Source organism: Acetobacterium fimetarium, from assembly GCF_014284475.1.
GTDB classification, from domain to species: domain Bacteria; phylum Bacillota; class Clostridia; order Eubacteriales; family Eubacteriaceae; genus Acetobacterium; species Acetobacterium fimetarium.
This window is the reverse complement of record NZ_WJBC01000002.1, coordinates 159815-179362: the sequence shown is the minus strand read 5'-3', so window position 1 is coordinate 179362 and position 19548 is coordinate 159815. Positions and strand designations below refer to the sequence as shown.

Annotated in this window: 24 protein-coding genes and 1 other annotated feature; of the genes, 4 read left to right on the top strand and 20 right to left on the bottom strand. The window is 40.4% G+C overall.

Features of this window, described 5'->3' with window-relative positions; all coding sequences use genetic code 11:
• Positions 1 to 27: 27 nt before the first annotated feature.
• From ychF to rplU, 13 genes are all read right to left on the bottom strand, one after another.
• Entirely contained in the window at positions 28 to 1125 is a 1098-nt protein-coding gene (gene ychF, locus GH808_RS02170) for a redox-regulated ATPase YchF (RefSeq protein WP_186841166.1), read from the bottom strand.
• A gap of 97 nt (positions 1126 to 1222) precedes the next feature.
• Positions 1223 to 1852 (bottom strand): Yip1 family protein, encoded by a 630-nt coding sequence (locus GH808_RS02165; protein WP_186841165.1) that lies wholly within the window; start codon positions 1850 to 1852, stop codon positions 1223 to 1225.
• Between the two features lie 16 nt (positions 1853 to 1868).
• Complete coding sequence (locus GH808_RS02160; RefSeq protein WP_186841164.1) at positions 1869 to 3161, bottom strand: ABC transporter permease; 1293 nt, start codon at positions 3159 to 3161, stop codon at positions 1869 to 1871.
• A 12-nt stretch (positions 3162 to 3173) separates the two neighbouring features.
• The gene (locus tag GH808_RS02155) at positions 3174 to 4025 is read right to left on the bottom strand and encodes a COG1361 S-layer family protein (protein ID WP_186841163.1); all 852 of its coding nucleotides are present in this window, start codon (positions 4023 to 4025) and stop codon (positions 3174 to 3176) included.
• Between the two features lie 21 nt (positions 4026 to 4046).
• Positions 4047 to 4730: an ABC transporter ATP-binding protein gene (locus tag GH808_RS02150; RefSeq protein ID WP_186841262.1), complete on the bottom strand. Its 684-nt coding sequence runs from the start codon at positions 4728 to 4730 to the stop codon at positions 4047 to 4049.
• A 35-nt stretch (positions 4731 to 4765) separates the two neighbouring features.
• Entirely contained in the window at positions 4766 to 5110 is a 345-nt protein-coding gene (gene rsfS / locus GH808_RS02145) for a ribosome silencing factor (protein ID WP_186841162.1), read from the bottom strand.
• The gene (gene yqeK, locus GH808_RS02140) at positions 5107 to 5697 is read right to left on the bottom strand and encodes a bis(5'-nucleosyl)-tetraphosphatase (symmetrical) YqeK (RefSeq protein WP_186841161.1); all 591 of its coding nucleotides are present in this window, start codon (positions 5695 to 5697) and stop codon (positions 5107 to 5109) included. Before yqeK ends, rsfS begins: the two co-directional genes overlap by 4 nt.
• 14 nt (positions 5698 to 5711) lie before the next feature.
• Positions 5712 to 6326 (bottom strand): nicotinate-nucleotide adenylyltransferase, encoded by a 615-nt coding sequence (nadD, locus tag GH808_RS02135; RefSeq protein WP_186841160.1) that lies wholly within the window; start codon positions 6324 to 6326, stop codon positions 5712 to 5714.
• Positions 6327 to 6341: 15 nt separating this feature from the next.
• Entirely contained in the window at positions 6342 to 6701 is a 360-nt protein-coding gene (locus GH808_RS02130; RefSeq protein WP_186841159.1) for a YhbY family RNA-binding protein, read from the bottom strand.
• 51 nt (positions 6702 to 6752) lie between these two features.
• Complete coding sequence (gene obgE / locus GH808_RS02125) at positions 6753 to 8036, bottom strand: GTPase ObgE (RefSeq protein ID WP_186841158.1); 1284 nt, start codon at positions 8034 to 8036, stop codon at positions 6753 to 6755.
• A 111-nt stretch (positions 8037 to 8147) separates the two neighbouring features.
• Positions 8148 to 8435 (bottom strand): 50S ribosomal protein L27, encoded by a 288-nt coding sequence (rpmA, locus tag GH808_RS02120; RefSeq protein ID WP_186841157.1) that lies wholly within the window; start codon positions 8433 to 8435, stop codon positions 8148 to 8150.
• Positions 8436 to 8447: 12 nt separating this feature from the next.
• On the bottom strand, positions 8448 to 8780 hold the full coding sequence (locus GH808_RS02115; RefSeq protein WP_186841156.1) for a ribosomal-processing cysteine protease Prp: 333 nt from the start codon (positions 8778 to 8780) through the stop codon (positions 8448 to 8450).
• A gap of 5 nt (positions 8781 to 8785) precedes the next feature.
• Positions 8786 to 9103, bottom strand: a complete 318-nt coding sequence (rplU, locus tag GH808_RS02110; protein ID WP_186841155.1) for a 50S ribosomal protein L21 — start codon at positions 9101 to 9103, stop codon at positions 8786 to 8788.
• Positions 9104 to 9115: 12 nt separating this feature from the next.
• Positions 9116 to 9184 (bottom strand) — a sequence feature (ribosomal protein L21 leader region).
• Between the two features lie 263 nt (positions 9185 to 9447).
• Here rplU and srtB point away from each other — a divergent pair.
• Entirely contained in the window at positions 9448 to 10161 is a 714-nt protein-coding gene (srtB, locus tag GH808_RS02105) for a class B sortase (RefSeq protein ID WP_186841154.1), read from the top strand.
• A 226-nt stretch (positions 10162 to 10387) separates the two neighbouring features.
• Here srtB and GH808_RS02100 read toward each other — a convergent pair whose 3' ends face one another.
• The 6 genes from GH808_RS02100 to GH808_RS02075 all read right to left on the bottom strand — a co-directional run bounded on the left by GH808_RS02100 (position 10388) and on the right by GH808_RS02075 (position 16159).
• Positions 10388 to 10861, bottom strand: coding sequence for a nucleoside-diphosphate kinase (locus tag GH808_RS02100; protein WP_186841153.1), 474 nt, complete (start codon positions 10859 to 10861; stop codon positions 10388 to 10390).
• Positions 10862 to 11684: 823 nt separating this feature from the next.
• Positions 11685 to 12371 (bottom strand): TIGR03936 family radical SAM-associated protein, encoded by a 687-nt coding sequence (locus GH808_RS02095; protein ID WP_186841152.1) that lies wholly within the window; start codon positions 12369 to 12371, stop codon positions 11685 to 11687.
• The gene (locus tag GH808_RS02090) at positions 12364 to 14211 is read right to left on the bottom strand and encodes a TIGR03960 family B12-binding radical SAM protein (protein ID WP_186841151.1); all 1848 of its coding nucleotides are present in this window, start codon (positions 14209 to 14211) and stop codon (positions 12364 to 12366) included. Before GH808_RS02090 ends, GH808_RS02095 begins: the two co-directional genes overlap by 8 nt.
• A 61-nt stretch (positions 14212 to 14272) precedes the next feature.
• On the bottom strand, positions 14273 to 14704 hold the full coding sequence (locus GH808_RS02085) for an EamA family transporter (protein ID WP_186841150.1): 432 nt from the start codon (positions 14702 to 14704) through the stop codon (positions 14273 to 14275).
• Between the two features lie 44 nt (positions 14705 to 14748).
• Positions 14749 to 15471 (bottom strand): protein kinase domain-containing protein, encoded by a 723-nt coding sequence (locus GH808_RS02080; protein ID WP_186841149.1) that lies wholly within the window; start codon positions 15469 to 15471, stop codon positions 14749 to 14751.
• Complete coding sequence (locus tag GH808_RS02075; RefSeq protein WP_186841261.1) at positions 15455 to 16159, bottom strand: ABC transporter ATP-binding protein; 705 nt, start codon at positions 16157 to 16159, stop codon at positions 15455 to 15457. The genes GH808_RS02080 and GH808_RS02075 overlap by 17 nt, the downstream gene beginning before the upstream one ends.
• Before the next feature lie 384 nt (positions 16160 to 16543).
• Here GH808_RS02075 and GH808_RS02070 point away from each other — a divergent pair, with 384 nt between their 5' ends.
• The gene (locus GH808_RS02070; RefSeq protein ID WP_186841148.1) at positions 16544 to 17440 is read left to right on the top strand and encodes a DUF445 domain-containing protein; all 897 of its coding nucleotides are present in this window, start codon (positions 16544 to 16546) and stop codon (positions 17438 to 17440) included.
• 35 nt (positions 17441 to 17475) lie between these two features.
• The gene (locus GH808_RS02065) at positions 17476 to 18498 is read left to right on the top strand and encodes a branched-chain amino acid aminotransferase (RefSeq protein ID WP_186841147.1); all 1023 of its coding nucleotides are present in this window, start codon (positions 17476 to 17478) and stop codon (positions 18496 to 18498) included.
• A 109-nt stretch (positions 18499 to 18607) separates the two neighbouring features.
• On the opposite strand, the gene GH808_RS02060 is transcribed toward GH808_RS02065, so the two are convergent.
• A complete protein-coding gene (locus GH808_RS02060; RefSeq protein ID WP_186841146.1) occupies positions 18608 to 19183 on the bottom strand; it encodes a flavin reductase family protein in 576 nt (191 codons plus the stop codon).
• Between the two features lie 153 nt (positions 19184 to 19336).
• On the opposite strand from GH808_RS02060, the gene GH808_RS02055 reads away from it, so the two are divergent.
• Positions 19337 to 19519, top strand: a complete 183-nt coding sequence (locus GH808_RS02055) for a hypothetical protein (RefSeq protein ID WP_186841145.1) — start codon at positions 19337 to 19339, stop codon at positions 19517 to 19519.
• Positions 19520 to 19548 lie beyond the last annotated feature (29 nt).

Sequence of the window (19548 nt, the reverse complement as noted above, 5' to 3'; positions counted from 1 at the left end):
ACCTCCTGTAATATTTCTTATTTGATTTTAAACGTTGAATCTAAAGAACGTGACATCGCCGTCTTTCATGACATACTCTTTTCCTTCAATCCGGGTAACGCCGGTCTCTCTTGCCTTGACATCTGAACCAGCCGCGATCAGTTGATCATAGCTGGTAATTTCTGCACGAATAAAACCACGTTCAATATCACTGTGGATTTTCCCAGCCGCCTGAGGCGCTTTTGTCCCTGCGGTGACAGTCCAGGCTCGGCATTCATCCGGACCGGCTGTTAAAAAGGTTATCAATCCCAAAAGTTTATAGCCGGCCTGGATAACCTGATCGAGACCTGAGGATGCCAGGCCCAATTCTGCCAGAAATTCCGCTTTTTCCTCATCGTCAAATTGCGCAATTTCCTCCTCAATTTTCGCCGATATTTTGATAATTTCTTTATGTTCACCCGAATAATTCTCTGCTACCGTCGCTTTCAGGCGTTTGACCATCTCATTGTCTTCAAGCAAATCATCCTCCGATACGTTGGCGATGTACAGTACCGGTTTGGTTGAAATAAGTTGGATGGTCTGGATAAAATCCCACTCATCAGCATTAAAATCGCTCTCATTCGGCATTTTGCCGCCTTCAAGGATTTCCCGCAGGCGCATGGCTATTTCCAGATTTGCTTTTTCCTGGGCATTCGTCTTGGCAATCTTTTTATTTTTATCGATTCGTCGATCCAGCATTTCAATATCTGCAAAAATCAGTTCCAGATTAATGGTTTCCAGATCATCGATGGGATCGATTTTTCCTTCAACATGAACGACATTATCATCCTCAAAACAACGAACGACATGAGCGATCGCGTCCACTTCCCGGATATGGGACAAAAACTTATTTCCCAGTCCTTCCCCTTTGCTGGCGCCCTTGACGAGACCTGCAATATCCACGAATTCAATCGTTGTTGGAACAACTTTTTTTGAAGTGTACATTTTTTCCAATACTGTTAATCGCGGATCCGGAACGGTGACGACCCCGACATTGGGATCAATGGTGCAAAATGGATAATTGGCGGATTCAGCGCCCGCCTTTGTTAATGCATTAAAAATTGTGCTTTTTCCGACATTGGGTAAACCAACGATTCCTATTTTCATAAATAATCTCCTAAATATTTTTGATCAGGCGATTGCGAAGCATCAAGCGTTTCGCCGCCAGTTATGTTGCGTTTTGAATCTCACTTTTTCTTGAATTTTATTTAATGCCGGTTGTCGAAATGCCCGCCATTGAGCTTGCTGTCAGCAAAGATGTTCCCAGACTCAGTCCTGCTGCCAGCAATTCCAGTCCAATCACCGGGATTGCGGTTTTCTTGTATGACAGGCCATAAACTACACTTAGGCCAATGATGACGATGATGATTTGCCAAATATTGAAGATGCTGAAAATGCCCCCCAGAAAAGCGACCCAGTCGAATTCATACGCCTTGGTTAAATCGATCGGTTTCTGAAAGATCAGGCTTAAAATACTCTGGATGATTTTCGGAAAATAGGACAATCCAACCACATAGACTGCTGTTTTGAAGTTTCCAGCGCCACCCATTTTGTTCAGCACAAAATTGAAAATACCCGCTTTGACGACAACGGCAATGCCAAGTCCGATGATCCCAGAAAAAACACCCGTGCCGATGGTAATCCATTTGACCATTGACATTTGGTCTTCCGCAATCCCCATATCCATCGTCGATACCGCATTGCCGGCAATCAGTCCTGAAAAAATACCGATAACGATCAGAATGATAATGGGAACGAGCAGTGATATTTTCTCTCTACTCATTAATTGTTTGAAAAATTGAACCGGATGGATTAATAGATTTAAATAATTCATGTTGACTCCATTTCTATTATTCACTTCTGATAGCATCCAGCGAGCTTAAATTAGCCGCTTTAATAGCTGGACGAACACCAGATAAAAGACCGACAATGGCTGAGAAAAGCAGCGCGAAAACAACTAAACCGGGCGTAATGTATGAAATTGTCACATTACCCGTCGTGATGAACAAACCGGCTATCAGGTTAATCAGGATTGAAAGAATAAAGCTGATAATGATACCGACAATCCCCCCGATCAGACCGATCATGGTGGATTCCGCAATGAACATATTGCGGATATCAGAGATCGATGCGCCAATAACTTTCATAATGCCAATTTCCTTTGTCCGTTCATAAATTGACATCGTCATGGTGTTGACAATACCGATACAGGCGACCAGGAGCGCTACCCCTCCGATACCGCCTAAAAGTATTTGGAGCATCTGGAAAACACTTCCCATTGATTCCAAAATCTGCTGCATGGAAAACACAGTGAAACCGAAATCCTCAATTTGCGCGGTAACAGTATTGACAACGGACGAATCCTCAACGGTCACCAAAGCTTCGGAATAGCCCTGCTTTTTCACATTGACTTTTGTCCCGGTTTGCCATTGATTGAGGTCAGTAACCAGTTTATAATCGGCAATGATGGAATAGTCTTCCGAGCCGCCGGTCGATTCCAGAACACCGGTAACTTTAACTTTCTCAGTTCGGGTTTCTTCATCACCGTTCGCATTCGTTTTCGATATCACCAGGCTGATATTTTGACCAATCAGATCTTCCGGAGCAACTGTGTTTTCCTGAGCCTGGGCGCCGGTCGAGCTTAATGTGTAGCTGGACAATACTTCTTTTCCTAAAATGACGGAATTATGATCATTTGCCCCCGGCTTTTTCCCGCTGGTTGTATTATAACGCATGTCTTCCATCACGTTGTAGTCAACGCCCATAAGTGAAACCCCGTACTGCTCCCGATCGTAATCAACGGTCGCGCCACTGAGATTGACAACCGGTGTGACTGCCACAACCCCATCGATTCTTTTCAGATCTTTCAGCGCGTCGTCATTGAGGATTTTCTCGTCTTCCTTTTTTCCACCAGCCATCATGGTCATTCCAGTCGATCCAATATCCTTATAAACCTGGATGGTGGTCACTGATCCCGCGCCGGATAATTCATCGGTGATACTTTTTTGAGCGCCGTTTCCAATGGAAACCATCACGATAATGGAAGCGGTTCCAATCACAACGCCGATAATCGTAAGAATGGTTCTGAATTTCATGCGCCAGAGATTCTCCCAGGATAACCGCAGGAGTTCTTGCTTATTCACAATATCACCTCGCTATGCTCCAATTCCGAATACAACGCGTAGAAATTTCTGGAATATATTTTCATCCGCGTTATCGTTTTTTTGAGCTGTGGCTTCCTGTGAAATAATTGTGACGTTCTTTTCAAGCGTGCGTTCATTATTGAAGCTATCCACATATTTAAGGGTGATTTTTGCAGGATACTCACCTTGACCATTTGCAGTAACTTCCGTAGAAAAATCATCATTATCATCTTTTTCAAATGTGCCGTAATACTGGGAGCTGCTGGTGAAATTCAGGCCATCACCGGAAACATTCAACTGCACCCCTTTGACAGGATTCGAACCGTAATTCGCAATTTCAAAATCAAGTTTTGTGACACCCTGATCATTGGCCGTAAGGGTATATCGATCCGGCACGATAATGGACATCGAATCACTTTCATTTACAAAAATACCAACCGTTTCAGCAAAACTATAGTCATCGCCGTCGCTGTCTTCACAATTGATTTGAAGGTTTAAATTGTAATTCTTTGCTTCCGCATTGGGAGAAGAAACCATCGGAATTTCAATGGCCGAGCTTTCTCCCGAAGGAATCTTTTCGACATAGAAATGACTTCCGCTGCCAACCATCGAAAAAACACCCAGGTCCTGGCTGCCGGCAATTGAAAGCACGTCCAAGGTAACATTTTTAGCGTCATAATCACCGTGGTTGGCAAGCGTGACAGTCAGTTTGAATTCTTTACCTGGTGAAACAGTTTCCGGGGAATAAGTCACCGAACTGATTTGGAGCAGCGGTTGTTCCGGAGCAGCAAAAACGCATGGTGTGAAACAAAATAATATGAACAATGACAGAATGAGGATAGGCAGAATCGTTTTTTCTTTCATTAAAATACTCCATTTCGATTATTATCGTTGATCTTCCCAACGTTCAATAAGGCCATCTCGCATGTGAATGACCTTAGTACAATATTTTGCAGCTTCCGGATCATGGGTGACAATTACAAATGTCTGCTTTTCTTCACGGTTGAGCTTAGTAATCATTTCCATGATATCAGAACTCGTTTTCGAATCCAAATTTCCAGTGGGCTCATCAGCAAGTATTATTTCCGGATGATTGACCAAAGCCCGCGCAATACTCACTCTTTGCTGCTGTCCTCCTGATAATTCACTGGGTTTATGTTCCATGCGATCGACAAGACCGACGATCTCAAGTGCTTCTTTTGCTCGCTTTAGGCGAATTTCTTTTTTCACACCTGCAAAAGTCAGGGCTAAAGCAACATTCTCGATGGCATTCATGGTGGAAATCAAATTATAAGATTGAAAAATAAAACCAAGGTGTTCTCTTCTAAAAAGGCAAAGTTCATTTTCAGTCATATCACTAATCCGATAGTCTTTAATTATGACTTCACCTGATGTTGGTGGCACAAGTCCCCCTAGAACGTTCAAAAAGGTGGATTTTCCTGATCCGGAAGGACCAAGAAGTGCCACCATTTCGCCTTGTTCAATGCTTAGGTTAATTCCTTTGAGTATGCTTATGCTATTTTTACCGATTTTAAAGTCCTTATGCAGGTTTTTGACAGTAATAAAAATTGCGCTCTACCCCTTTCAATTTTCAACTACTACATTTATCGTGTAACGGGACTGTCTTTCCAGAGTTTTTCCAAATTATAAAATCCACGTTCATCAGCATGGAAAATATGAACAATGACATCGTAGTAATCCAACAGAATCCAACGACCCTCCCGTTGTCCTTCAATGCCTTTGGGAAAGATTTCAAGATTTTTTGTTTCATATTCGATATTGTCAGCAATGGCTTTCACCTGTCGCTCTGAGCTTCCGCTGGCAATCACAAAATAATTTGCAATTGTAGACATTTCAGTAATATTGATAATTTCAATATCGAACCCATTTTTATCTTCAATCCAGCCTTTAATTTTTTCAACAAATTCTTCCGGAATAATAATAATCACTCGCTTTCATTTTTAATTTTTTTTAATTTTTTTATAATCAGATCATTTCTGGCGCAGATCGATCTTTTATGAATAAGTGCACCCATCTGCGCCACATGACAGATGCTGTTTGTAAGCGCCTGTATCGTCGCCGCATCGAGATCAGTCAAGGCTTTTCTTCGCGCCTTTTCCACGCCAGGATAGGTTCTGCCCTTCTCAATAAAATCAGCCAGATAAATAATCTTATCGAGTTTTGTCATTGCCTTTCGACCGGTTGTATGATAACAAATAGCATCCCGAATCTCCGGATCTTCCACGCTGTATAATTCTCCTGCTACCATTGCTCCAACTGGGCCATGCAGCAATTGGGGATCCTCTAAACTCACAGCATCTATTTCAATATTGTGTTTCTTTGCATAATCCAGCAATTCATCATTTGAAAAACACTTGGCACAATCATGGAGCATTGCTGCAATAGCAGCATTCTCAACATTACACCCATATTTCAACGCCAGTTCTCTGGCTGCTTCTACTACATTTAATGTATGCTGATATCGCTTTTTTGTCAATTTTCTTTTTAAATCTGATTCAATTTCATTCCAATTCATTTTTTACTCTCTGCTCATGTTTTTGATAAATACAACTGATGCATATAGATATAATTTTCCACAGCTTCAGGCAACAAATATCGAATGGAGTTGCCGTTTCTGATTCGCAAACGAATATCAGATGATGCAATGTCCATCTCTGTCGTGCGTAATTTACTAATTGACGCACCATAAATTTTCTTTAGTTCTCTGATGCGGATATCGAGCTTTTTATGACTGTAACCCGGTCGAAAGGTAGTAATAAAATTCACTGCCTTCAGGAGCTCATCCGCGCCCTTCCAGAGATTGATTTCAAACATCAAATCAGCACCGGCAATAAAGTACAAGTCGCTGTCAGGATAAAGCACCTTAATTTTATTTACCGTGTCAATCGTATAGGTAAGACCAGTTTGATCAATTTCATAGGTCATGATCTCAAAATAGGGATTTCCGGCAATGGCAAGCTCAACCATTTTCAGACGATGTTCCTTGGAAATTTCTTCCTGAGACTGTTTGAACGGATTATTTCCTGTCGGAATAAACAAAACCTTATCCAGTTTAAATTGATCCCTGGCCGATTCTGCCAACAGCAGATGTCCAGTATGTATGGGATTAAATGTTCCTCCCAGAAGACCGATTTTTTTCTTCATCTCAAACCTTTGCTTTTAATTATCTATTTTTCTTAAATTACTCGTTGATGTTCTCTTGATTCGTTTGATTTTCTTTTGATTTTTAGTAGGAACTTCAATTTTTGTTTTCAACAGATTTTTTTTGTACAAAATAAATTTATTGCCGATGGTACAGACAATATCCGATTTTGTAGCCTTCGCCAATTCACGGGCGACATCATCAACGTCTTCCAGTGAATTGTTTTGTACTTTTCCCTTAACCAATTCACGGGCGATAATAGCATCCCGGGTCTGAACGATTACTTGGGGGGTTATCCCCTCCTTGCCAATAAAAATAATATCTGGAATATCGATGGCAAGTTTTTTCAAATAACTTCTTTGTTTACTTGTTAACATTTTTTCTCTACTTTCTGCGATGTTATTATAACATATAATAAGGAGTGAAATCTATTTAAAATACTCAAATTCAATCTCATCCAATCGAACGACATCTTCATCCTTGATGCCCATCTTTTCAAGTTCTTCAAAGACGCCCTTGTCCTTCAGTACGCGTTGGAAGAAGCCGATGGAATCCAAATCTTCAAAATTCACTGAATTGATGAGACGTTCCAGGAATGCCCCTTCAACAATAAATACATTATCAATTTTTTCAATGGTAAATTGTTTTTCCTTGAATTCCGGTGTGTAAACAGTTTCTTCAACTGGTTCCAGATCGAAAATCGGTTCAACTTCTCCAATTTCATCAAGAAGCTGAATGGTGCGGCTTAAAAGTTCATTTATTCCCGCGCCGGTAACAGCAGAAATGACAAACACCTCATACCCCAAAGTTTCAAGTTCACCTTTTAAAGTATTCAGTTCTTCCTGATCCGAGATTAAATCAACTTTGTTCAAAGCGACAATTTGCACGCGCTTCGCTAACTTTTCATTGTATTTTTCCAACTCGTAGTTGATCTTTTTAAAATCATTCAACGGATCACGGCCTTCACTTCCAGATGCATCCAGAAGATGAATGAGAAGTTTCGTTCGCTCCACGTGTCTGAGAAATTGGTCGCCAAGTCCAGTTCCTTCATGGGCGCCTTCAATCAAACCGGGGATATCGGCGATAACAAATGGATCAAAATTCCGCCATTCGACTACCCCTAAATTGGGGACGATCGTTGTGAAATGATAATTGGCAATCTTTGGTTTTGCTTTTGTAACTACCGATAGCAGTGTTGATTTTCCAACATTTGGAAATCCGATCAGTCCCACATCCGCCAGTAACTTCAGCTCAAGAATAACCGTCCGCTCCTGACCTTTAACACCACCTTGTGCAAATCGCGGTGCCTGCCTTGTCGCAGTTGCAAAGTTCATATTTCCACGACCGCCACGACCGCCATCTGCCACCCGGTATTTTTGTCCATCTTCTGATAAATCACAGATGACGCGACCGGTCTCTTTATCCTTAATAATGGTTCCAACCGGCACTTTGATAATCAAATCTTCGCCTGTTTTACCAGCCGAGCGGCAGCCCGATCCATTTTCCCCATTCTCTGCTTTGTGTTTTCTTTTATATTTAAATTCTATTAAAGTCCGATGGCCATTGTCCGCCATAAAGATAATACTACCTCCATGGCCTCCATTTCCACCATCCGGGCCACCATTGGGAACATATTTTTCTCGTCGGAAGCTCATGCCTCCATGTCCCCCATTGCCAGCCTTAAGTATAATTTCCGCTTTATCTACAAACATTGTTACCTCGCTATTTTATAATATCAATCCGTACAACAAAAAATAAAACCTCTTATCTGTCAAAAACGAGCATAAGAGGTTTTATAGCTGTATTATTTTGTCACTGGAAAACTAGATTGCTTCCCGTGGATAAATACTTACTTGTTTTTTGTCTCTGCCTTTTCTTTCGAAACGCACGATACCGTCTTCCAATGCGAATAATGTATCATCTCCGCCTTTTCCAACATTAGTACCTGGATGAATTTTTGTTCCTCTTTGACGAACTAGAATATTACCTGCAAGTACAAATTGACCGTCTCCTCTTTTTACACCAAGACGTTTTGACTCACTATCACGACCATTTCTTGAACTACCAACCCCTTTTTTATGGGCAAATAGTTGAAGGTTCATTTTAATCATTATGTTCACCTCCTATTTATATTCTTCTTCAAACTGGATATAATCTCCATAAGCTTCCGTTATCCCTCGGATTCCCAAGAGTAAAGTTGAGATTAAAGTATCCGTCTTCATTTTCATTTTTTCATCTGAAATCTCAGGAATGGTAAAACGAACGTATCCTTCTTCCACCATTTCATTCAGATCTTTCCGACCAACAATCTCTGTGAGGCCATTAAGGATGCTGATGGTCAACACCGAAACAGCAGCACAAACAATATCTTCACCTTGATCAGCAAAACCTGCATGGCCAGATACGATTATCTCATGTGTTTCATTATTTTTTTTGCTGATCTTTACTGAAATCATAAAATTTAAGCTTGAATGCTTGTAATTTTAACTCTCATGAACGGTTGACGATGGCCTTGTTTTTTACGATAATCTTTTTTAGATTTATACTTGTAAATAATAACTTTAGGTCCTTTGGCAACCTCGAGAATTTCAGCTTTAACAACAGCATTTTCAACCACTGGAGTTCCAACGGTCATTTCGCCATCTTTGTTTACAGCTAACACTTCAGTAAAGGATACTTCTTTTACATCTTCTTCTTTGAAATTGATTTTTTCAATTTCGATCACATCATTTTCTTGAACGCGGTATTGTTTACCACCTGTTTTAATGATTGCGTACATAGTTTCTACACCTCCTCATACCAGACTCGCCACAAAAGGTGCTTTCGACTTAAAACCTTGTGTGTGCGGCTACATAACTTTTAAGATAATAACACGGGAAACCTATAAAGTCAACTAAAATAAATATTTATGACTTGTTTTGCTTTAAACAGATATTTTTATCGTCATTTTTTTAAGCAAACTCCAGACTTATTCGTGAGCATGACAATGACGCATGTTCTGACATATAGTTGCCAAATAAACTACAATAATTTTTCAGAAGTCTAAATCTTTTATTTCATTTATTGTTTGGAAATGAAGCAGATTGTTGTTATAATAAATAAAAAGGTATTTTGGAGGTAAGAATGATAGCACAAAAAAACAACCGCAAAATGAAAATTATCGTCGGTACAACGCTTATCGTTGTTGCATTATGTTGCATTGGTTATTTTCTCTACCCTATGATCTCCCAGCATCTGGAGAAAAATCAAATTATTGAAGCAGCTAACGCGAGTGAAGCCACTCCAGAAAATCGCATTGATTTTAACGCACTGCTTGCCATAAATCCCCAGACGGTTGGCTGGGTTCAGATTGATGGAACACCCCTGGAATACCCGGTTGTTCAAACGGACAACAACGATTATTATCTACACAATAGTTTTAATAATGAAGCATCCATTGAAGGAACTATTTTTCTTGATTATCTCTGCAACACCGAACGCACTCGCAATAATGTGCTTTATGGTCATTATATGCGTGATGAGTCGATGTTTGGCAGTTTATGGCACTATCAGCAGCAGTCATATTTTACCGAACATCCGGTCATCAAGTTTGATCGACCTAATGATCCGGGCGATTGGGAAATATTCGCGGCATACGTAACTGATGCAGATTACGATTATCGTCAACCGGAGTTTAATGACGATGCAGCGTTTTTGGCATACATGAATCGTTGTAAAGCCTGTTCACTTTATGATACCGGCGTAGTTGTCAAGCCAACTGATGAAGTGCTCACTTTATCCACCTGTATCTATACCTTTGAAAATGCCAGATTTGTGGTGCAGGCACGAAAAAAATAACAGTTCAATTGCCCTCTTCTGTATGATATATTTCTTCAGCGATATTGACACGCTGTTATGAGCGATAGCCCTTGCAACATCTTATCTCTGAGAATTTCATAATCCAGCAGCGCTTCAATTTGGCCGCCACTAATGGTGACATCTTGGGCGCTGCTGGATTCTTTTCAGGATGCCGTGTTTAAAGGAATGCTCCGGATGACTTCAGTACATCCAGAGTAAGATCTCCTCAAACGGAAAAAATATCATAGGTTTTCTGATTAAACCACAGCTTCATTTCAGTTAGGAATGATTCCCTGGAATCACTGCAATGAACAAGATTCTTGCAGACTCTTTTTTCGCGATCAGCCGCTTTCATAGAATCCACGCCATAATCTCCACGTATCGTTCCCGGTAAAGACGCCGACGGATCCGTTGCCCCGGTCAAAGCCCTTGCATTTTCAATCGCCTTCTTCCCGTTTTGGCTTAAAATCACCGGCATCATACTCTTTCCGACAAAATCGGCAATGATCATTTGTTTAAACTGCTCGCCCAGTTTATCAATGACTTGAGTATAATGTGAAAGAATTAAATACTGATCAACCTGCTTAAAGCCAACCATTTCAATTTTAAATCCTTCTTTCAAAAATCGCTGGATAATGGTTTCAACCAAATCTAATTCTAAAGCATCAGGCTTCATAATGATTAATGCATAAGATTTCATAAACTAACCTCTCCAAAAGACTTCTATAAACGCAAAAAATACTGAAGCTGACCCCGCATATAATTGCAGAATCAGCATCAGCATTCAATCTCAGTTGTCATTTCTTTTGGACTCACCCCTTTCACTTTATCAAAAATCTTCTTTTTTCTTCTCAAATGAAAACCTCATACTTACTTTAGGGATTTTCTTCTTTCTCGTGATCAGAAACCTTATCTTTCATATTCGCTCACTTCAAATGTTAACTCGAGATGATCTAAAAGCCACCCTTTCGATTCTAAGAAACTGTTTTTCCAAATCCTGGTATTTTTTTTCTTCAAAACTCGGGAACTTATTCCGTCGCCTCTGAGAATGGATTCTTTCGAATTCAAGAATCTTTCTTTCATAACCCGTGCACTTCATTTGATCCGGATTATAAGCGTTCATTCCATTAATTCTAGGAAGCTATTCTTTGAATCTCTAAAACTGTTTTTCTAAATTCAGGTATGGATTTTCCTCTGATCTTTAGGAACTGGTTTCTTCAATTCTCGGAGATCACTTCACCGATCCTGAGAACTTTTTCTTAAACTTCAAGAACTGGTTCTCTTGATTCGATGAATTTTTCAACAAATATGTTTTTCTGAATCCGGATATCTTTTCCGGATTTTTGAAATATTTTACCATATCAAGTGAAACGATTCTTCGAATCGGCCTCTCCTCATTCATCTGAATTAGGCAGTTTTCATATTGATTAGAAAAGAATTGATTTTTGATTTAGCCTAATTATAGCACCTTTTCAGCGAAAGTAAATCGATTTTTTGTAAACGTTTGTAACGCTTTTGTAAATCTAGAAATCAGCTTTAAGAAGCAATTTCTGACGATGACATTCGATGGTTGGGTCAACAATAAAAGCACCCCCATAGAGGCTATTGATGCTTTCAAGAACTCGCTCCGGCTTCACACATTGTTGATCGATATAGGTTAAGGTCATTTCGATGTTAACCCGATCGCTTTCACCATCCAGTTGATAAACAGCGATTGATTCAATAAAGGGGCGGATGTTTTTTTCCACCATCTTCCCTTTCTTATTGCGTTTTTCCATCTTGATATCAGTTAGTTCCAGATAAGACTTGATGATCTCATCAAGTCTCAAAAAACTCATCTCCGGCACTAACTTCACTTTTAACAAGTAATAGCTTTTTTCAATGGATGAAGAGAGCGAGCTCGTTCCCTCCTCGCAAACTTTTGCGTTGACAATCTGCAAGCCATTCGGCAAAGCTGCGTTCATACGAGCTAAAAATTCATCGCTGTTCAGATCCTCCGACACATTGACTTCTCCGTATTCGCAATCACTTGTCAAGCCAACTGACATGGCTAAAGCAAATGACATTTTAGGATGCGGATTAAAACCCTGAGAATACTCAATGGGCAGATTTGCCCGACGAAAAGCGCGCTGAAAAAGCCGCTGCTGATCAAGGTGGGATAAGAAACGCAAGGGAGTTGAGCGTTTGAACTGATATTGTATTTTAGACATGACATTTCCATCCTTTTTTAAATTCCATAATTCCGCAATTTGAACAATTTTCCGGGCAATAGGGAGTGGTTAACGCTTCTAGCGCTTTTAGCGCTTCCGCTTTCAGAAACTCTTTTTTTACTCCTGTATCGATAAAATCCCACGGCAGCATCTCATCATAATCCCGATTTCTAAGGGCATAAAATTCAGGGTCAATACCAGCCTCAGCAAAAGCCTCATTCCATTTTTCCAGCTGAAAATGCTCTCCCCATCCATCAAATCGGCATCCTTTTTCATTGGCTTTTTTCAGAACTTGACCAAGACGACGATCGCCTCTGGCAAAGACCGCCTCCAGAAAGCTGACTCCGCTGTCATGCCAACTGTAGGAGATTTTTCGATCCTTGATGGATGCCTTCAGTTGGCGCTGCTTCTTTTTGAATTCTTCCTGGGTGTTTTGTCCCATCCATTGAAAAGGCGTAAAAGGTTTCGGCACAAACGATGACGTGCTTAGAACCACTTTGAGACTTTTGTTTCTCTGTTCCTTGTCAATTTTCATATATTCATCAACGGTCTTTTGACCTAAATCAGCAATCCCTTCAATGTCTTCATCGGTTTCTCCAGGTAAACCGATCATAAAGTATAATTTTACGTGTCCCCAGCCCTTTTCAAATGCTGTGTGCACAGTATCGAGCAGGTTTTCCTCGGTAACACCTTTATTGATGACATCGCGCATGCGTTGGGTTCCTGCTTCCGGAGCCAATGTGAGTCCCGCTTTTCGGACTTTCTGTATCTCCTCAAGCATCTCAATACTAAGCGAATCGATCCGAAGGGATGGCAGGGAAATACTCACTTTCTGATCTTCATATTCGTCAACCAGGTTTTTAATCAGCGTTTCAATTTCACTGTAATCTCCGGTACTGAGCGAGGAAAGTGATACCTCATCATAGCCGGTTGCGTCGACCAATGCTCTAATTTTACTTTGAATCGTGGACACCGTTTTTTCCCGTGTCGGACGATAAATCATACCGGCTTGGCAAAACCGGCAGCCCCGGCCGCAACCTCTGAATATTTCATAACTGATCCGGTCATGAACTGTTTCAGTATAGGAAACGACAATTTTTTCAGGAAAATAGGAAGCATCCAGATCATTGATGAACTGTTTCCGAATGGTTTTGGGCGCCTCTTCAACAATTGGCAAAAATGATTTAATTACACCGGTAGCATCATCATAAGTGACTTCGTAGAAGGCCGGAACATATACCCCTTCGATTTCTGCAACCATCCTTAAAAAGTCGATCCGTTTGCCATTCGTTTTTTTCCATCGGCGGTAAGATTCCATAATTTTCAGAATAACCTCTTCGCCTTCGCCAATGACATAAAAATCGATAAAATCCGACAGCGGTTCAGGATTGTAGGCGCATGGACCACCGGCAATCACAAAGGGTTCTCCCTCTTGTCGCTCCTTAGCCTCAAGCGTGATATGACCAAGTTTCAACATATTCAGCACATTGCTGAAGCTCATTTCATACTGAAGGGTAAACCCGACAAAATCATATTCATTCAAAGGCATCATCGATTCGAGGCCGTATAATGGCAGATTATTCTTTATCAGCTGTTCTTCCATGTCAACCCAGGGCGCAAAAACCCGTTCACACCAAATATCCGCTTCTTCATTAAGAAGTCCATATAAAATTTTCATTCCCAGATGAGACATTCCAACCTCATAGGTATCCGGAAAAGCAAAGGCAAAACGAATCATCTTCTCATGGGGTGTTTTATGAACGGCATTCACCTCATTCCCGAGATAGGTGATTGGTTTTGTCACAAGTGGCAAAATATTTTTTTCAATGTAATTATTCATTCAATTCCTCATATTTTATTTTCTAAACAATTTGTAGTTTCCGATTGTTAACGCAGTTTGTTTATCGATTGATAAAAAACAGACCCCCTAAGCATAGAACGATGCCAATTAATTGATCGGCTGTCAAAACTTCTTTATAAAAACAAATTCCTACCGGAACAAGGATGACCGCCAAGGCAATATTCGCGACAACCGAACAGACGCTCACATTCCACCCAACGCGATAGGCCGTGATATATCCGAATTCCAGTGCAACCACGGATAAGCCCAGGATAACACTGGCCCAATTTATTTTTCCGAATGCATCGGTGACGTTTTCGTCCAATCCGGTAATAAACAGCAAAATAAGTGTTGCAAGCGCCGATACCAGATAGGTTACCAGCAAAGATAAAAACGGATTGGCGGCTTCCGGCACTGACTTTGCACAGATATTGTAAAACACATTAGCTGCTACAATCAGTAAAACAGGAAAGTAAAAGGTCAGTTCTTTCAATGCAGTTTAAATCTCCTTCAGCTTAATATGATATTCTCCTCGTTTCAATCAAGGTTAAATACCTTTTTAAAATCTCGTTTGACAGCGTACATACTCTCATAAGGCTGTTTGCTATACAAAAGACGTTTAATGACATTTTTTTGCATGTCATCCAAACCCAAACCATCGACAGAGAAATCCCCCTCATCAAGCGCCATTTCCTGGGAAGTCAAAGCTAATCGCAGAAAGACATCCCCGATTCCCCAAAAATCTGCGTTAAAGCGTCTTTTTTGTTCAGAGAGCATTCTGGCAGAACCAAAATCGATTAAAAATATTTTTCCGTGATCCCATAAAATATTCGAGTGCTTGACATCGCGATGACTTATTTTCAATGAATACAGATACTCCATAATATCAATCAATTGAGTTGTGATTGATAAAATTTCATTTTCAGAAAAATCATAATCCCAATTTATCAACTCTTCCAAACTGTTGCCTGGCTTTTTTTCCATAATCAGGCCATAAATGCCATCAGCATCGATCACTTGAATCATTTTGGGAATTGCACAATGATCGATGGCGGCCAGGATCTTGCCTTCACGGGCGATTTTGGTTTTTCTCCGTTTTACATCATTTTTGTTGAAAACTTTTAGGGCAAAGTTTTCTTCATGCCGTGATACTGAGTAACAGGTACCAAACCGTCCCGAACCTAAAACGCCTGACAATTGGTAACCAGAAAGCGAAAGCGCCCCTTTTATAGTACGAATGTCTCTACCATTCAATTTCATCTACCGACATCGGTTTTTCATTTAAATAGCTTTCCTGAACTCTGCCATTTTTCATGATGATTACCTTGTCCGCCATGGGTGTAATGGCTTGGTTATGGGTAATTAAAATTACCGTCATTTTTTCTTTTCGGCTGGTCTCCTGAAGAAGTTTCAGGATATTCTTTCCCGTATTATAATCAAGGGCACCTGTTGGTTCGTCGCAGAGCAGCAGCTTGGGCCGTTTTGCCAGAGCTCTTGCAATGGCCACACGCTGTTGTTCACCACCTGAAAGCTGAGATGGGAAATTGCTCATCCGTTCCTCAAGCCCGACGCTTTTTAAAACCGTCTTTGCATCCATGGGATCATTACAGATTTGAGTTGCCAGTTCGACATTCTCAACCGCCGTTAAATTCTGGACTAAATTATAGAACTGAAAAACAAATCCCGTATCATAACGCCGATAAGTCGCAAGCTCCCGGCGTGTCAGTGATGCGATGTCCTTGTCGCCCACAAATACCTGGCCTTCGTCGCAGCTATCCATTCCGCCCAGAATATTAAGTACCGTTGTTTTCCCGGCACCGCTTGGCCCAACCACAACGGCAAATTGTCCCTCTTCAATTGAAAAAGAGATTCCATTAGCTGCATTAATGGTAACCTCTCCCATATGATAACGCTTGTAAACATCTTTAAATTCGATAAAATGTTTCATCATTCTTTACCTTATTCCTATTGATCTCTTTTTGACATTTCCATTTTATTGTTTGTAACCTTTTTGTATAATGACAGGTTTCTTAGTATTCATTCTATCTGACATTATTTTAGTATAGCTTTATAAAATTCATCCGTCAAGATAAACCCTTCCTTTCGATGCTCCTAAAAGCAGATTAGTGAAGAAGAAACATTGCTTTCTGCTACAGTGCGCATCGATTTGACATTTTATTAGGCCTCAGACTGGACAGTCACCTTTAAAAAGTTTACAATTAAGCCATTATCAATTTGACCTGGAAACATTCCTTATTATTTTTTAAAGTCCCAATAAAGAACACTTGCGGTGAAATTATAATTATTCAGTTTTATATTTAGGAGGAATACGATGAATTTAAGTTTTATTGTTGGCCCAGTCGTTGGGGCTGTCATCGGACTTATCACCAACGGGATAGCCATTAGAATGCTGTTTCGCCCACTAAAGCCCGTAAAAATTTTTGGAATAACACTGCCCTTCACACCGGGATTGATTCCCAAAGAAAAATCGCGAATCGCGAAATCTTTAGGTGATGTGGTTGCCAGTGAACTGCTCAATGAAAATGTTATTAAAAATGGTTTGCTGTCTCCAGAAATGGACGAAAAAATAGCAATCACATTAAATAATTTCATTGATCGAAAAAGCACCAGTGAAGAGACGCTCAGAGAAGTATTTTTTTCCTTCGTGGGAGAAGAACAAGGTTTAAGCATCGCAGATGAAGTATCCCATAAAATTGTGGACTTTTCATATGAACGGATGAAAAAGCTCGAACTGGGCGCTTTGTTGTCTGAAATTGCCGTTACAGAAATTGCCGCAAATCTTCAAGGCTCGATGTTTTCAATGCTCATCAGTGATAACCTCATCGCTTCGGCAAAAGTTAAAATGTCGGAAATCATCGAGAAATTAATTGCTGAAAGAGGAGCGGAAATCTTAGATAACATTGTTCAAAAGGAAGGAGCTAACCTGATGGATAAAAAGTTATGCGACCTTTATGCTCAGTATGAAGAACGAATGCCTGAATTCGTTGATTGGGTCATTAACACCTACCATATGCTGATTGAAAAAAACATCCGCGCATTGCTTCATGCTGTGGATCTATCACAATTAGTTGAAAACCAGATCAACAGCTATGATGTTTTGACCTTTGAAAAAATCATTCTGGATATCATGTCTAAGGAACTAAACGCGATTGTTTGGTTAGGTGGACTCTTGGGATTTGTGATGGGCTTGATCATGTTAATTGTCTAAAACACAAATGGTAAAATTAGAAAAAGGAGATTGCTATGACAAAAAAAGTAGAAATTGATTGGAAAAATTTAGGATTTGATTATATGAAAACTGATCTTCGCTATTTGTCCTACTGGAAAGACGGAAACTGGGACGAAGGTGTATTAACCGAGGATAATGTACTGCATCTTGGAGAATCATCACCCTGCCTTCATTACGGACAACAGTGTTTTGAAGGCCTTAAAGCTTATCGGACAAAAAAAGGTGATCTTCAACTCTTTAGAGTCGATCAGAATGCCAAACGCATGCAGGATTCATGCCGACGTCTTTTGATGCCGGAAATTCCAGTAGAAACTTTTATAAAAGCCTGCACTGATGTGGTGAAAGCTAATGAAGCATACCTGCCGCCTTATGGGACTGGTGGTTCTCTCTACATTCGACCGATGATGATTGGTGTGGGAAACAGCATCGCAGTTAAACCAGCAAAAGAATATCTGTTTACTGTCTTCTGCATGCCGGTAGGCGCTTATTTTAAAGGTGGCATGACGCCGGTTAACTTCATGGTATCCGACTACGATCGGGCCGCATGTTACGGCACAGGGCAGCAAAAGGTTGGCGGTAATTATGCGGCTTCTCTTATTGCCCACGAAATCGCCGCTGAAAAAGGCTTTGCCGACTGCATCTATCTGGATCCAACGACACATACAAAAATTGAAGAAGTTGGCGCCGCTAATTTTTTTGGAATTACAAAAGACAATCGCTTTGTTACGCCGAAATCTTCATCAATCCTACCAAGTATTACCAAATACTCCCTTTTATACCTGGCGGAAAATGTACTAGGTCTTGAAGTATCGGAAGAGGATGTTTATATTGATGCCTTAGATGGTTTTTCAGAAGCTGGTGCTTGTGGAACAGCAGCAGTTATTACACCGATTGGCGGCATCGAATATAAAAACAAACTTCATGTTTTTTACAGTGAAACCGAGGTCGGTCCGATAACCCGAAAACTATATGACACCTTAACCGCTATCCAGATCGGTGATATAGAAGGTCCTGACGGCTGGATAACCAAGCTTTGACCCTTTTTATCGGATGAATGTGTTTTCGCTTAAATGCATAACCGGAGGGGTGACTGTCTGAGTAGCCCCTCTTGTCATGCAAAAAAGAAATGCTGATTAATTCATTAGACTATTTCTTTTTCTTTCTTTTTTTTCTCACCGTATAACCAAAAGTCCCGTATTTTTTCCCAAGGCCAAAGTATTCTCCGTGAACATAAGCCAGTAGACCTGCTTTATCTAAATGCAGCTTGCCATTCGCATCAAGCAATTCCTCACTGACATGAACAGCCAGAATTTCAGACATGAACATGTCATGCGTCCCTAATGGAATGATCTCTTTCACCCTGCATTCCATACTTAACGGACTTGCTGCCAGCATCGGTGACTTAATCAAATCGCCAGGATTGATTTCTAATGCCATTTGTTCAAGTTTATTCACTTCCCGACCCGAGCGAACCCCGCAAAAATCAACAGCCTTTACCAAATCAACGGTCGAGAGATTGATTGTAAATTCTCTTGCTTCTGAAATAATTTCATAGGACAAACGGGTGGGCCGCAAGGAAATATAAGTCATCGGCGGCTTTGTATTTAGAATTCCTGTCCAACCAACCGTTAAAACATTTGATGTTTCTGCCTGCCCACAGGTCACTAACACCGGCGGAACGGGTGCCAGCAAAACGCTTCCAGGCCATTTTATTTTACTCAATTTTTATTTCTCCCTTGTAATTCTATGCTATCGAGTATTATATCAGCTTCCCAGATAAAAAAGAAGAAAATCAATTAATAAGCAGTTTTATCTTGCATTTTTTTATCAACATAGATAATATATTATTAGCATAACAATTTTGAACGGAGAAATATGAAAACAGAACTATTATTTTTAGTAAAGCGTCTATGTGATCTTGAGGAAGAATTCATGGATCTTTCAGAAGAAGAAAAAGAAATCGTTGTTACAACTGCAGAAAGCATGACCGGGAGTCTCTTATACTTATTTGAAGCCCTTGAAGATTATTGCATGTATGGTTTTGACGATGAAGAGTAAGATAAACATCTGACGGTAGTGCTTATCAG

What these genes read in the sequence shown, in the direction of transcription:
- GH808_RS02055 (WP_186841145.1), top strand. Translation starts at nt 19,337, where the DNA reads ATGAAAACAGAACTATTATTTTTAGTAAAGCGTCTATGTGATCTTGAG.
- rplU (WP_186841155.1), bottom strand. Translation starts at nt 9,103, where the DNA reads ATGTACGCAATCATTAAAACAGGTGGTAAACAATACCGCGTTCAAGAA.
- GH808_RS02165 (WP_186841165.1), bottom strand. Translation starts at nt 1,852, where the DNA reads ATGAATTATTTAAATCTATTAATCCATCCGGTTCAATTTTTCAAACAA.
- GH808_RS02155 (WP_186841163.1), bottom strand. Translation starts at nt 4,025, where the DNA reads ATGAAAGAAAAAACGATTCTGCCTATCCTCATTCTGTCATTGTTCATA.
- rpmA (WP_186841157.1), bottom strand. Translation starts at nt 8,435, where the DNA reads ATGATTAAAATGAACCTTCAACTATTTGCCCATAAAAAAGGGGTTGGT.
- obgE (WP_186841158.1), bottom strand. Translation starts at nt 8,036, where the DNA reads ATGTTTGTAGATAAAGCGGAAATTATACTTAAGGCTGGCAATGGGGGA.
- GH808_RS02130 (WP_186841159.1), bottom strand. Translation starts at nt 6,701, where the DNA reads ATGTTAACAAGTAAACAAAGAAGTTATTTGAAAAAACTTGCCATCGAT.
- GH808_RS02100 (WP_186841153.1), bottom strand. Translation starts at nt 10,861, where the DNA reads ATGAAATCTTATGCATTAATCATTATGAAGCCTGATGCTTTAGAATTA.
- GH808_RS02090 (WP_186841151.1), bottom strand. Translation starts at nt 14,211, where the DNA reads ATGAATAATTACATTGAAAAAAATATTTTGCCACTTGTGACAAAACCA.
- GH808_RS02115 (WP_186841156.1), bottom strand. Translation starts at nt 8,780, where the DNA reads ATGATTTCAGTAAAGATCAGCAAAAAAAATAATGAAACACATGAGATA.
- GH808_RS02080 (WP_186841149.1), bottom strand. Translation starts at nt 15,471, where the DNA reads ATGAAATTGAATGGTAGAGACATTCGTACTATAAAAGGGGCGCTTTCG.
- GH808_RS02065 (WP_186841147.1), top strand. Translation starts at nt 17,476, where the DNA reads ATGACAAAAAAAGTAGAAATTGATTGGAAAAATTTAGGATTTGATTAT.
- srtB (WP_186841154.1), top strand. Translation starts at nt 9,448, where the DNA reads ATGATAGCACAAAAAAACAACCGCAAAATGAAAATTATCGTCGGTACA.
- yqeK (WP_186841161.1), bottom strand. Translation starts at nt 5,697, where the DNA reads ATGAATTGGAATGAAATTGAATCAGATTTAAAAAGAAAATTGACAAAA.
- GH808_RS02075 (WP_186841261.1), bottom strand. Translation starts at nt 16,159, where the DNA reads ATGAAACATTTTATCGAATTTAAAGATGTTTACAAGCGTTATCATATG.
- GH808_RS02095 (WP_186841152.1), bottom strand. Translation starts at nt 12,371, where the DNA reads ATGTCTAAAATACAATATCAGTTCAAACGCTCAACTCCCTTGCGTTTC.
- GH808_RS02070 (WP_186841148.1), top strand. Translation starts at nt 16,544, where the DNA reads ATGAATTTAAGTTTTATTGTTGGCCCAGTCGTTGGGGCTGTCATCGGA.
- nadD (WP_186841160.1), bottom strand. Translation starts at nt 6,326, where the DNA reads ATGAAGAAAAAAATCGGTCTTCTGGGAGGAACATTTAATCCCATACAT.
- ychF (WP_186841166.1), bottom strand. Translation starts at nt 1,125, where the DNA reads ATGAAAATAGGAATCGTTGGTTTACCCAATGTCGGAAAAAGCACAATT.